Below are 12,328 nucleotides of genomic sequence, written 5' to 3' on the forward strand. Positions count from 1 at the left end.
ATTTCGGGTCGTGACGATAGACGCGCGAGACATATGTACTTGACCTTACGTAGCCGACGTTGGACTGACGCTCCCAGCGTTGCATTAATCGCTTATGCGCCAAGTCTGCTTCACATCGGAGAGTTGTATCTAAGGGCGGGCGTATTTGCACAGTATCTCTCTGAAGAGTTTGTAGTTCGGCTGACAAATGACCGAGATCACCTAGGCGACGAAGAAATATCAATAGTCTGCGGAAGAATTCCAGATCTCGCCGACCACATCACGTCGGACGGTAGAGGTATCTACTACAGGGGTCGGCCCGTCGTATTCGGGACCAATCCAAACTTGCTTCCAGAGCTTGTTCGGCGTGGAATAATCCGGCGCGATGGAGATTCGTATAATCCACCACCCGACTTCCAACATGAAGGCGCGGCTGCCGCAATCGTGCATAATAAGAGCTGGCAACAGGACCTTGCGCAGGGTACTGGTTTTACACCGCTTCGCCATGCGGAAGCGGTAAGTGAGCACGATGCATGGGAGATTATCGAGTCCTTTATCGCTGATGGAATGCCCGTCATAGGGAAAATCAATGCCGGCTCTGGTGGGGTGGGGATCGAGTGTTTTGCTCCTGTTAACTCCGTAGCCGAGCGACAAAGAAGGCTCGATAATATGCTTTCCACAGCGAGGGAGCGCTATGGAATGAATGCGGACGATACCATATTTCCACTGCGTTTCTTCGAATTCGCCACCTCGACACCGTACACTTTGCGCGACGGTCCGCGTTTGTGGGATTTTCGGTTTCAATGCTTAGTATCGCCGGGGCGGGTCGAAGTCACGCCATGCGTGATTCGGCTGTGCCCTGAGGCATTTGACGAATCGACCTATGATCGCGGGGGGGTGGTTGCGAACCTGACCGGTCGTCCGCCTAGTCTGCGTTACCTAAGGGCGCCGTCATCTCTGCGAAAGAGCGATCCGTCGGTCTCCGTTCTTGACGCGATGGGCATTGGCCAACAGCGCTATTACCAGATGGTCGAATCCTGCGCTCGTTGGTCGGAAGCCGCGTATAGAGGGCTCGCCTGATGAGTTGGTCCGACCCAGTCGTTGTGCTATCCGAGTAGTCGTGAGGTGCTGGTCCAGTGTGGGCAACTACAGTGCAGTCGGGTACTTCGGGTTAGTTGATCGTGGTGGGATCGACACAGATTGCGTGCCGCGCGCTCGATGCAAGAGCGGTAGGCGATCTATCTAGTGTCGTGTCTCGTAAGTTTGTAAACGCTTGACCGGTTGGGAGAATGAGTTGTGGCGGATTCCCCAGCTCCGGCGTTGACCCTTCGTGATGGCGATGATGTTGAACTCGAACGCATTTTGCGGTCGACGACGGCGCCGGCGGGTGCGGTGAAGCGGGTTGGTATCGTGGCGTTGGCCGCCGAGGGGATGGCGAACTCGCGGATACAGGAGTTGACAGCCGCGTCGAGCGCGACGGTGGTGAAGTGGCGTAACCGGTATCTGCGTGAGGGACTGGCCGGACTGGTCGACGCCGAGCGTTCCGGGCGCCCCCGGGCGGGTCGACCACGCCGCGATCGTGGCCGCCACATTGAAGGGCCGCCAAAGAGATACGGTGTCTCGCACTGGTCGTCGCGGTTGCTGGCGCGCCACTTGAAGATTGGCAACGCCACCGTGGCCTGAGCGTGGCGAGAGTACGGGGTGCAGCCGTGGCGGGGCGGGAACGTTCAATTACTCCACCGACCCGGAACTGGTCGGCAAAGTCACCGACATCGTCGGCCTCTACCTGGAACCGCCGGAGAACGCGATCGTACTGTGCGTGGGAGAGGAAGTGCAGATCCAGGCACGCGATCGCACGGCCCCGATGCTGCTGATGAAACCCGGCTAGATCGAACGCCGCACCCACGACTACAAGTGCCATGGCACCAGCACTTTGTTCGCCGCGCTGGACATCGCCACCGCGCTGTCTTCAAAATCTCGTTGGCCCCGCGCAATTCAGCGTTCTCCTTGCGAAGCGCAGCAAGCTCGGCGTCATGTTCGCCGACCGTTGTCGTTCCCCGAGCAGTGACGATCGGTGCGTCTTTCTCGATCCAGTTGCGCAATGTTGCCTGGTTGATATCGAGCAGCGCGCCCACATGCTCGCGGGCGGCGAGCTTGCCGCCGCCGTGCTCGGTGAGGTGGTCGTGATACATCCTCACGGCCCGCTCACGCGTCTCTGGATCGAATTTTCTCGGTGCACCCATACCGGCATTCTCCTGGTGAGATCACGGTCTCCACCAGACCCAGGACGGTTCACCTACCCGGGCCAGCAACTGCACCTGGTCATGGACAACTACGCCTCGCACAAAACCCCCGAGGTCAAAGCATGGCTGGCTGAGCACACCAACTTCCACGTCCACTTCACGCCCACCTCGGCATCCTGGCTCAACGTCGTCGAAATATGGTTCGGCATCATCGACCGCCAAGCCATCCGACGCGGCACCTTCACCTCGGTCGCCGACTTCAACGCCAAAATCCGTGCCTTCATCACGGGCTGGAACGACCGCAAACATCCCTTCGTATGGACAAAGGCCGCCGACGAAATCCTGACAAAAGCCCAACCTATTAGAACTTTATGAAACGCGACACTAGGCGATCGCTGCGTCTCCGGCCGCCGCTCGGGCCCACGGTCAGTCGATGGGGATCCTCCACGTCTGTCCGACGAACTCGCCCCCATTTGGTTCGCCCTTGGTGCAGAGCAACTCACCTGCCTGCACTGTGTGCTGAAGTCAATGAGTTGACAGTTGAATGTAGGAATACTTATAAGTAGCATCGTCTCATACCGCGAGAAGGGAGGCGCTCATGGGCGGCGGCGAGTAAACATAAAGTCAGGCTGCCTCGGAGCGTGCGACGTTTCGGGGCAGTTCTGCGTCAAGGGTCCAGGTGAACGCAAACCCACTCCGTGGCATCAGCCAGCTTCTGGACTCGACCGTGATTACCTTCCCAGTAACCGCCTCGGGGCTGTACGTGATCAGCGCCGGCTTGGCGGAACCGACGGTGTCGCTAGCCCGCATGTCGGTGATCGTCGTGCCGGTGTAGTCCATCGTGAGTCCTATGTTGCGGGCGGGCTGGGGGAGTTCGAAGAAGAGGCGGTGGCCCCACTGCGGCGTCACGGTGCGAAACACCTGCCGAACCCGCACCGGGTGACCATTTCTCGCCTCCGCGTCGAGGTGCGCGGTATAGATCTGGCTGCCCTTGCGAGCAGTTCGTCGGATCGCTTGAGGTCGGCCGTCGACACTGAGTTCCAGCAGCTCGTAGCTCTCTCGAGCGGAAGGGTCGACACCAGATCTCGGCTTCATGAACCACGGCGACGTTGTGGGGATGTCGAGAAGTAGGTCGTTATACTCCGCGCGATCGGAGACACAGGCGAAGCGGCGCACTGTGCCGGACGGGACCGTGGTGTACTCCCACTCGACCACGACGTCGAACAGGGGAGTGCCGGCCGACCTCTCGGCTGGCGTATCCGAGAGTCTGATCCGAACCTCAACGTCGTGCCAGCGCTCAGCCGCGCGGATAGCCTGATCCCGGATCTCGCTGTAGATCTCACGCGCGAACTGTTCATCGCCAAGTCTAATCGCCATGACGTTGGAGGCAATGTCGTCGAGCAGCTTCGGGTTGGCGACGCGCCGGAGGTCTTCAGGGTGTATCGCGAAGCCCTCAACCACGGCGTCCCGCATTGCCGGCGCCTGCTCCTTGATAATTGCACGGAACTGCTCGACCGTCGCCTCGTCCTGATCCTTGCGGAAGCTGTACTCAAACAGCGTGCCCAAGAGCCCGGCGCCGAACAGCGTTCCGCCGAGCTCTCCGAACGGAACAGCCTGCAGCCAGCTCCACGCGCCTAACTCGAGCGATCCAATCCATCCGCCGAGTGCGATAAGGACGATACCGCTCAGCGACAGGCAGACAGCGAGCAGGGCCGCCTTAGTCTTGCGGAGCCGAAATGCCATTGATGACTGTGGTTTTCGCGTCATTGCCTACGGCAATTGTATCAAAACCGCAGGTCAACGCCTAGACCGAATCGAAGCTTCGGATGTGCCACTCGTGCGAGGACGTCGACGTCGCAGTGGGCACCAGCGTGCAAGTATCGCTGGCGTAGCGTCGCCTCGTGGTCGAAACCGGCCTTAGTGAACAACCTGCGAGACGCCTCGTTTCCCCGAATGATCCACGCCTCAAGCCGATGCAACCCGAGGTGCCCGTTACCCCAATCGACCATCTGGCAGACGCCTGCCCGTCCGAAGCCGCGACCGCGGTCTGCAGGGTCCCAGATGCAAATGCCTACTTGGGCGACCCGGTTGCGCCAGTCGATCGTGTGCAGCGAGCACTCGCCGACCAAGCGGCCGTCAGCCTCCACCAGAACGAACGTGTACTCCGTTGCCGGCTGGGGACCGGCGGTTGCAGCGATCTTGCGGAAGAGCTCGGCGGAGCTGCGTGGTCGCCAGTAGGGCGGACCATGCTGGGCGAGTTCCTTCCAATCGGCGCAGGCGCGGAGAACGACGGGGACGTGCTCCTCCGTCAGCGCGTGCAGCGATACCGTCACGATGAGTGCTCCCTGCGTCTACCTGCATGGATGCATCGACGCTACTCATAAGTCTGTAGACCTTCAAGTAGCACCGGGGAAACGTAGCTCTCCGTTATGGAGGGCGAGCTGCAGAAAGTCGTTGGACGCAACTTGCGTCGGTATCGGCTGGAGCGCGGCTACAGCCAGGAAGTCTTCGCCGACTTCATGGGAGTGCACCGTACCTATATGGGTGGCGTCGAGCGGGGCGAACGGAACCTCACGCTGCAGACGGTCGAACGAATCGCTAACCACTTGGGGGTTGACCCTGTGGAGCTCTTCATCGAGCCCTCGGCCTGACAGTTCGGCGTATCAACCTCGGCGTCGCCCACCGCTGATACGACCTTTCGCACTCGTGCGTAGGGGCTCAGGCTCCGGTGGCACGTGCGACAGACCAATAGCTGAAGAGTTGTCGTACCCCGCCCGTACTGTTCGAGAGACAATGAAGGGCGAGCTCGACGGGTGGGGGTAGAGAGTGTTCGAGATTGATTTCTTGCCGGTCGAATCCGATCAAGGCGGAGGCACCAAGAGCGGTGATGCCATTGGGGGCCGAGTCTGGCTGGACGACGGATCAAGCCGAGTGTTTGTGGTCGACGGCGGGTTTTCTGCGGTAGGGGAAGACCTAGTCGAGCACATCGAGACGTACTACAGTACCGACCACGTTGACCTCGTCGTGTCTACCCATCCTGATGCCGACCACCTCAACGGGCTTCTCTACGTCATAGAGAACATGAGTGTTGGTGAGCTTCTTATCCACCGACCTCGCGATCACATGAGTAGCGCGGACAGCGGATTTTTCACCAACATAGAGAAGGTGGACGCTGTGATCGCGGCGGCGGCAGCCCGCGGGGTGACAGTAACCGAGCCGTTCTGCGGCCTTGTGCGGTGGGACGGACGATTCCGAGTGTTGGGTCCAACGAAGGACTATTACGAGGAACTGATACGACAATCCGTTGATGACGAACGGTCGGGCGCTGCCGCAAAGGCGCGTGCGGCCAAGGCGATGCGCGCCATGGTGGCGTCCGGCACAGATCTACTTCATCGTGCACTGAGCTTCCTTCCGCATACTGAGACTCTTGCCGAGAACCCCGAGACCACCCATCGCAACAACAGTTCGACCATCATCACCATCACCGACACCAAGACTCGGATCTTGCTGACTGGTGATGCAGGGGTCCCCGCACTGGAGCACGCGGCGCTCGAGTACGAGCGGCACTACGGTGGTTTTGACATCTCACGTGTGGCCCTTCTTCAAGTGCCTCATCACGGTAGTAGGCGAAACCTGTCTCCCTCTATCTTGGACCGCATCGTAGGGCCGCGGGGAATCGAGTCAGAGGTAAAGGCAATAGTGAGCTCGGCCAAGGCCAGCCCGAAGCACCCGAGTCCAAAGGTCGTGAACGCGCTCCTCCGGCGAGGTGCCTATGTTGTCGCAACCGAGGGCCGAACCGTGTGCTACCAAAGCGGCCTGTCGCGTCCAGGGTGGTCGTCCATAGAGAGTCTCGGTCCGCTCGACGAGTCTGATTAGGTAGCCGTGTTTGACGGGTTTGAGTTCAAGGCTTACGCATCGCCGTTACTACTTGTCACTTCGCCTGCGCTAGTAGCGATCCAGGTGGCAGTCGTGGTCGTCGGCGGGGCCTGGCAGTGGTGGCAGCTGCTGCCGATCCCGCTTTGGTTGGTGCTCGCAATGCTCGCAGCCCACCTCGGGCACGGCCCCGGTAAACGTCTTCAAGACCGTTTGTGGGTGGAGTGGGGTGGTCCGCCGACTACCATTCATATGCGATGGGCGACCGCAAGCAATCTCACGCGACTAGCAGATCTGCACGAAGCTATCAACTCGATAGTAGGGCCATCACTCAAACTGCCGAGTTTAGCCGAAGAAATGGCAGACCCATCAGCGGCAGACGATATTTATGCGGCCGCGGCAAGCAAGCTCATCGCTCTAACCAACTCGGCCGACAGCTACCCGCAACTAAAAGGGCATCTGGTTTGGTATTGCTTCCGGCGTAGCCTATTCGGCCTCCGCCGTGTAGGCCTAGTTGTCGCTTACGCCGCGGCATTCGTCGGCCTAGCGCTTGCATTGGTCAGCTCCATAGTCGGCTGGGAACGCGCCGCAACCGCCGGAGGACTGTTCATTGCGATCTTTGGTGTGTTGATCGCTGTCTTCCTGCACAAGGTGTCGTCAACCTTCGTACGCGAAGCGGCTGATCGCTACGCTCTCGAACTCTTAAAGTCTGCACACACCCTTAGCCGTAATTGAACGCGAGCATATCGAAGTTCGTCGGTGAAATCGTCGAGAACAATCTGAAGTCGGGAGCGTCCTGCTGGCCGCCGCAGCGGCGAACCTTCAGCGGCAGGGAAATCGAGAATGGCGCGTTCCGGTTGTGGGTGGTGCCTGCCGGCGCCATGGCAGGTCTAGTCCAATCATCGGAGTCCGTCCTCAGCCTCACGAAACAGCCGAGTCGTGGTCGGCAGGAAGGAAGCGAACACCATCGTGCATAGCCCGCGTTGCGGACGTTGGTGCGGCGACGCAAGTCCCTTCACCGCGCCGTCAACGCCGCAGGAAGCGGGCCGCCGAGCGCCGAGCGATTGTCTGGGAGAGTGGGACTACGCACGAAGTGCGCCGGACGAGATAGTCGTCCAGCCGGATGAATTCACCCGGTGTGGCGCGCGCGAACGACGAAGCTGCCTCACGCTCTGTCTGCGGGAAACGCCGCGGGTCAACGGGGGAGATGACGACGTGCCACTGAAGGACCCACTGCATGACGACCAGGTGGCGGTTCTTCGTTGGATCGCTGACGGATGCCCGCCTGGAGTGTGGGAAGGCCACGGTTACAAGCTCAACGCACGTGCTCTTGAATCTCGCCGCCTCGTAAAGGTGTCGCGGCCGAAAGGCGGCTGGACTGCGCAGTTGCTGCCAGCGGGTCAGCACTACCTTGACCACGACGACTATCCGCCGGGGCATTGGGGAGACAGGCCTGAGCGAGGACGAAACATCGCGCAGGCGAAGGGCCTCACGGCTACTGGCGAACCAGCCACGAAGCCTCCGCGCAAGAGGTCGACTTCCCCTCCGCGCCGTACAACACCGGACGGGCTCACCCCGACGCGGCAGCTCCTGCAGGACGTGGTTGTTGCGGGAGGCGTCCTGGAGCGAGACACCCGTGACGACAAAACCAACTATGGATCGCTCGTCGGAACGATCAACCGGCGGAAGATGGCGCCGGACGGGCAGCACCTAGCGATGTACTCGGGTGCCACATACCGCCAGACTGTGTTTCGACTGGTTGCAGTGACTGACTGGCAATCGGCCAGTCCGAAGGAGCTGCTGGAGTCATCTCGAATCTCGCGGTGGCACCCGGTGGTGGCGTCGCTTCGGACGCAAGGATGGCTGGACTTCGTCACCAACGATCAGCGGCGCCGGGCCTATGTGCTGTTGCATTGTCTCGCTCAGGAGGCGGAGGCCCGCGGCTACCAGATCGACGAGGTCACCAAGCTGCCAGGTACCGACTACTACACGCGACGCCAGCAACCGTGGGGCCTCTTCGTACTGTCGTCTGGCGACTTTCGGTGCCCTGTCGACATCAAGCAGCTCAACGACCGTGTCCCACATGTTCCGACAGACAGAGAATTGGCCGAAGCGAAGCAGTGGTCGTGGAAGAGAATCCCTCCGTACGACCATGTGGTGTCCGATCGGCTCGCCCTCGTAACACTTAACTCCCCGGGGTACCCGTCCGAAAAGAGCTGGCCCGATACTGCATCCGTGCCGCTCGATGAGAAACTGGGCGATGTCCTGGCCGCCTTCGAGTGCTGGGCGGTGGCGGACGAAGACCAGCGGGAGCGGCGACGTGTCGAAGAGGACAAGCAAGCACGTCAGCGCGAGCGCGAGGACGAAGCGGCGAGCGCAGCCTACGTCGAGGACGCGTTCGGAAAAGCGCTGACCGCGCACATGGAGCAGTGGGAGCTCGCAAATCGGCTGCGTCACTTTGTGGCAGCTCTAAGAAGGCGGAGCATAGATCTGCCTGAGGGCGATGCCCGAGATGCAGCGCTGGAATGGGTGAAATGGTGTGAGCGGTTTGTCGAGGAGACGGTGGATCCGTTGCAGAAGCCCATTCGTCGGCCCGAGGTGGATCCGCCGGCGGCGAGCGATGTTGCTGAGTTCCGCAGGCGTCTTGGATTTTCGAAGACGTGGTGGTAGCGATTCGCGCACCGCTGGATGGAACGGCAGGCAATGCGCTGCGTCTAAGGGTCATGGACGGTCTATTTCGTGATCCGACGTGCGCTACGTGCGGTCACCTCCAGGTTGCGAGTGCTCGGCGCGTTGGCGGATCTCGTCTCGGTTCTCGGAGCACCTTGGAAGTACGTTCGCCAGTCGATGCCGCGGTCGGCGAGCGGATCCGCATCGGCGCCGGTGAGCTTGCGGCACGCGGGGCACTCAGAATCGTACGGCCACGAGGCGCTGATCTTCTGCTCCATACTGCTAAGACGTCAGAGTCGGGCTATTGGTTCCGCGTGAGCGGCACTCGGATGTGAGGAAAGTCACCTGATGGTGGCGGAACCGCCGCGACGGTAGCGACGTCCAAGAAAGCGTTAGGGTGCTGGCTTGAGAGTCGGGATTCAATATGGGCAACTATCTATTCGGGGGCGAGTATGGCGAGATGGCGAGACCAGGCGAGCGTGGAGTGTCAGGCTGACTTCGACGATCTGTTGGATGTCTGTATCGAGGTGGCGGCCGAGCGGCTGAGTGAGAACTGGGGCTTTGATCCGGTCGCAGTTGTAAACTCTGGCGACGGCGAGCGGCGGATCGTCGCCACGGTGCCGCAGGACACGGACGAGTATGCGCTGTCCGAGACGCCGATCCGGGACCGGCTCGTGGGGGATCTGCGGACGCGTGCTGACGACATGCGGTCCTACGCAATCGTGTCCAACGTGACGACCGAGGATGACGGGGCGGAGCAACTTGAAGTGCTTTTGGAGCATCGTGAGTACGCGATGCAGATCCTGGTGCCGTACGAGATGCCCGATCCATCGACATTCAACCTGGGACCGATGACGGCAGCGGTGAGTCCTCACCTGGTGTGGGACTGACGACGAGCAGACTGAGCTATTCCGACGACGAGGGGGTAACGGTGGGGGCAGAAGCACGCACACAGGTGGATGTGCAGCTTGATGCGGCGATGAGTGCCAAGCGCCATTCGGGCGGTATGGGTGATGAACTCGACAGGATCAGCCGCGACGTCGAAGATCTGTTGCGGGTGTGGCGCGGGGGATCAGCCAAAGCGTACGGGGATAGCTGGGGCGAGCTGAAAGAGGCCGTCCAGGTCATCATCGACGACCTCGATGATATCGGTGACAAGGTCGCCGCCGCGGCCCAGCGGTACGACGAGACCGATGGCGACAATTCGACCTCGTTGTTGAGGATCTGAGCATGGGCAGCGGTGCAGCGAGCCCCGACGACGGCTACACGATCGATCTGAAGCTGCTCGATGACACCACCGAGCGGATCGCGAAGTTCGTCAAACGCCTCAGCGACATTATGGACGAGGTCGATAACGATGTCGTCCAGCGATGCGCCCAGGTGTGGGGTGGCATTGGGTCGGATGCCTATCAGCAGCGGCAGGCGACATGGGCGCGGGCAATGACGCGCGCCAATGGGGAGGTCGAGGAGATGCGCATCGCAGCGCGGCGCGCGCACGCCAACTACACCTCGGCAAAGTCCACCAACCTGTCGATGCTGGGCCGGTGACCGGATGGCAGAAACTGTCCGGCCACGTAACTACTACCAAGTAGCATCGGCGCTCTTCGAGGTGGGCAACGCGCTCTCGAAGGCGCACGCGGACACCCTGAACGCACTTTCCGGGACTGGCGAGATGGCCGGCACCGACGACGCAGGCAATTCGTTTGCCGACGCCTACGACACCCAGGCGCAGGCCTTTGAGAGTATGGGGCGCAACCTCGGCCCGGCGATCCACAAGTATGGGCGCGTGCTGCTGCAAATGGGTAAGAACCATGCTGCCGCAGAAGGAGACTCGAACACTAACGGGTCTCAGGATGGCAACCCGCCCGCCGATCCTGGCGAGCCGCCGCTGGCCATGTGCATCGCGATGCCGACGGCGAAGGGCGGCGAAGGCGATGGCCTCGAAGAAGTCATCGGGCTCTTGCAGAAGGTCGGTATTCCGGTCCCTAACGGCAACACCGGCAAGCTCGACACCGCCTCGGCCGCCTGGTCGAAAGTGGCCGCCGACAGTGGCGGCAGCTACAAAGGCAAGCTGTCGGGGGTCTCCGGTATGTTCGGCGACCTCAACGGCGACGAGATTGACGTCGTCATCGAGGATCTCGAAGAACTCGACTCGTTCATCGACGAGTACACCGAACTGGCTGCCGCACTGAAGGATAGCGTCGAGTCACACAAGGAGTACCTGGGGCAGGTCCGTTCGCAAATGGACGGCCTGCTCAACGACATGGCGAAAGACCTGGCGGTCGACGCGGTCATCACGGTCGGCCTGGCGGTGGTCACCGCCGGATTTGGTGGCACAGTCGGCGCCGCCAAGCTGACGGCCACCGTGACGCGGTACGGGGCGAAGATCCGCAACGTCATCGAGACGGTCAAGCGCACCCGAGCTGGCATCAAGGTTGGCAACTTCTTTGAGAAGGGCGCCAAAGCCAAGTCCAGCGACCGGTTGACTCACTTCCTGCAGATGCAGCTCAAGGAAGCGAACACCCAGGGGCAGAAGAACAATCTGAGGGGCCGCATCGGCGAGCTGAAGGCGGGCATCGACCCCAACAAGCCGAAGACCAAGATCCAGATCAATGGTCGAACCCGTGTACCCGACGACATTGACGATGTCGCGCAAGAGGTTACCGAGGTCAAGAACACGAACAAGATCGGCGCGACACAGCAGATCAAGGACATGATGGACTACGCGCACGCCCGTGGCTATACGATGAAGCTCGTTGTCGACGAGCGAACCCAAATTTCCCCGCCGCTACAGCGGCTGATCGATAGTGGTCAAATCACGCTTGAGAAGATGAGTTTGAACTGAGATGGCACCGTCACCCGAATGGATCAGAGCGCACGAGCGTCTCTCCGCAGACATCACGAACGTAAGCAAGAAGGCGAAGCTGCCCTTTCGTTCGTTGCCCGATCTTGTCAATAGCACCGAACGGTACCCGGAGTTGGTGCCCCTTTTGATCGATTGGCTGCGCACCGCTGAGCAGAAGTCTGGGCTGACTGATGCTCGCGAGCTGGGCAATTTTCGCGATGGCCTGTGTCGCGCCCTTACGACCATCGACGCGATGGGCACTGATGCGGTGCCAGTGCTCTTCGACCAGTTCTATGTCGAACCACGTATGCCCGAGGTGAACTTGTATGCCGTCGGCAACGCGCTCGAGTACCTGGCCGTGCCGACCGACTATGAACGCATGGCCAATGTGGCCGCCGATCGTTCGCTAGGCTCCGGGCGGGCGGCCGTGCTGGAGTGGCTCATCAAGCAAGGCTCCGACGATGGACTCAGGATCGTCGTCGACCAGCTCGACGATCCCAGTGTGAGGGCCCTGGGTGTGAAGTTCATCCGCCAGTTCAAGCCTCTACCGGCCGGGCTGCGCCCCGTGATCGAACAGTACATCGACGACCCGGACAGCGAGGTCCGTAAACAGGCGAAAGCAACGCTGAACAAACTGCCGGCGTAGCCCGGTTCGCGGCCGAACCCATTCAGATGTGGGCCAGACTTCAACGCTCGAAGCGATAACGCAGGGCAGCGT

At 60.9% G+C, this 12,328-nt stretch carries 14 protein-coding genes and 2 pseudogenes; 12 read left to right on the forward strand and 4 right to left on the reverse strand.

From position 1 onward, the window contains the following. Window positions 1-219: 219 nt before the first annotated feature. On the reverse strand, window positions 220-633 hold the full coding sequence (locus tag QSJ19_RS02930; protein WP_286318220.1) for a hypothetical protein: 414 nt from the start codon (window positions 631-633) through the stop codon (window positions 220-222). 666 nt (window positions 634-1,299) lie between these two features. Here QSJ19_RS02930 and QSJ19_RS02935 point away from each other — a divergent pair. After that, complete coding sequence (locus QSJ19_RS02935; RefSeq protein WP_286318221.1) at window positions 1,300-1,662, forward strand: helix-turn-helix domain-containing protein; 363 nt, start codon at window positions 1,300-1,302, stop codon at window positions 1,660-1,662. A gap of 40 nt (window positions 1,663-1,702) precedes the next feature. Next, window positions 1,703-1,943: pseudogene (locus QSJ19_RS02940) on the forward strand (IS630 family transposase); the annotation flags it as partial. On the opposite strand, the pseudogene QSJ19_RS02945 reads toward QSJ19_RS02940, so the two are convergent. Then, window positions 1,941-2,222: pseudogene (locus QSJ19_RS02945) on the reverse strand (transposase); the annotation flags it as partial. The pseudogenes QSJ19_RS02940 and QSJ19_RS02945 overlap by 3 nt on opposite strands. Between QSJ19_RS02945 and QSJ19_RS26945 the strand changes: the two are divergent. Next, on the forward strand, window positions 2,115-2,597 hold the full coding sequence (locus tag QSJ19_RS26945; RefSeq protein WP_502876088.1) for a transposase: 483 nt from the start codon (window positions 2,115-2,117) through the stop codon (window positions 2,595-2,597). The pseudogene QSJ19_RS02945 and the gene QSJ19_RS26945 overlap by 108 nt on opposite strands. Window positions 2,598-2,846: 249 nt before the next feature. Here QSJ19_RS26945 and QSJ19_RS02955 read toward each other — a convergent pair whose 3' ends face one another. Together QSJ19_RS02955 and QSJ19_RS02960 are read right to left on the reverse strand one after the other, a co-directional pair. Beyond that, entirely contained in the window at window positions 2,847-3,965 is a 1,119-nt protein-coding gene (locus tag QSJ19_RS02955) for a hypothetical protein (protein WP_286318222.1), read from the reverse strand. A gap of 41 nt (window positions 3,966-4,006) precedes the next feature. Beyond that, on the reverse strand, window positions 4,007-4,555 hold the full coding sequence (locus QSJ19_RS02960; protein ID WP_286318223.1) for a GNAT family N-acetyltransferase: 549 nt from the start codon (window positions 4,553-4,555) through the stop codon (window positions 4,007-4,009). Between the two features lie 96 nt (window positions 4,556-4,651). On the opposite strand from QSJ19_RS02960, the gene QSJ19_RS02965 reads away from it, so the two are divergent. The 9 genes from QSJ19_RS02965 to QSJ19_RS03005 all read left to right on the forward strand — a co-directional run bounded on the left by QSJ19_RS02965 (window position 4,652) and on the right by QSJ19_RS03005 (window position 12,256). Then, entirely contained in the window at window positions 4,652-4,873 is a 222-nt protein-coding gene (locus QSJ19_RS02965; RefSeq protein ID WP_286318224.1) for a helix-turn-helix domain-containing protein, read from the forward strand. 175 nt (window positions 4,874-5,048) lie between these two features. Beyond that, window positions 5,049-6,098 carry a ComEC/Rec2 family competence protein gene (locus QSJ19_RS02970; RefSeq protein ID WP_286318225.1) on the forward strand — a complete coding sequence of 350 codons (1,050 nt, stop codon included), beginning with the start codon at window positions 5,049-5,051 and terminating at the stop codon, window positions 6,096-6,098. Window positions 6,099-6,182: 84 nt separating this feature from the next. Next, window positions 6,183-6,830: a hypothetical protein gene (locus QSJ19_RS02975; RefSeq protein WP_286318226.1), complete on the forward strand. Its 648-nt coding sequence runs from the start codon at window positions 6,183-6,185 to the stop codon at window positions 6,828-6,830. Between the two features lie 480 nt (window positions 6,831-7,310). Continuing rightward, the gene (locus QSJ19_RS02980; protein WP_286318227.1) at window positions 7,311-8,765 is read left to right on the forward strand and encodes a hypothetical protein; all 1,455 of its coding nucleotides are present in this window, start codon (window positions 7,311-7,313) and stop codon (window positions 8,763-8,765) included. A 479-nt stretch (window positions 8,766-9,244) separates the two neighbouring features. After that, window positions 9,245-9,655 (forward strand): hypothetical protein, encoded by a 411-nt coding sequence (locus tag QSJ19_RS02985; RefSeq protein ID WP_286318228.1) that lies wholly within the window; start codon window positions 9,245-9,247, stop codon window positions 9,653-9,655. Next, window positions 9,646-9,993 (forward strand): WXG100 family type VII secretion target, encoded by a 348-nt coding sequence (locus QSJ19_RS02990; RefSeq protein WP_286318229.1) that lies wholly within the window; start codon window positions 9,646-9,648, stop codon window positions 9,991-9,993. The genes QSJ19_RS02985 and QSJ19_RS02990 overlap by 10 nt, the downstream gene beginning before the upstream one ends. A gap of 2 nt (window positions 9,994-9,995) precedes the next feature. Beyond that, the gene (locus tag QSJ19_RS02995) at window positions 9,996-10,313 is read left to right on the forward strand and encodes a WXG100 family type VII secretion target (protein ID WP_286318230.1); all 318 of its coding nucleotides are present in this window, start codon (window positions 9,996-9,998) and stop codon (window positions 10,311-10,313) included. Window positions 10,314-10,317: 4 nt separating this feature from the next. Further along, window positions 10,318-11,610 carry a putative toxin gene (locus QSJ19_RS03000; protein ID WP_286318231.1) on the forward strand — a complete coding sequence of 431 codons (1,293 nt, stop codon included), beginning with the start codon at window positions 10,318-10,320 and terminating at the stop codon, window positions 11,608-11,610. A 1-nt stretch (window position 11,611) separates the two neighbouring features. Beyond that, window positions 11,612-12,256 carry a hypothetical protein gene (locus QSJ19_RS03005; protein ID WP_286318232.1) on the forward strand — a complete coding sequence of 215 codons (645 nt, stop codon included), beginning with the start codon at window positions 11,612-11,614 and terminating at the stop codon, window positions 12,254-12,256. Window positions 12,257-12,328 lie beyond the last annotated feature (72 nt).

Origin of the sequence: Gordonia sp. ABSL11-1 (assembly GCF_030315685.1) — a bacterium.
GTDB lineage: Bacteria > Actinomycetota > Actinomycetes > Mycobacteriales > Mycobacteriaceae > Gordonia.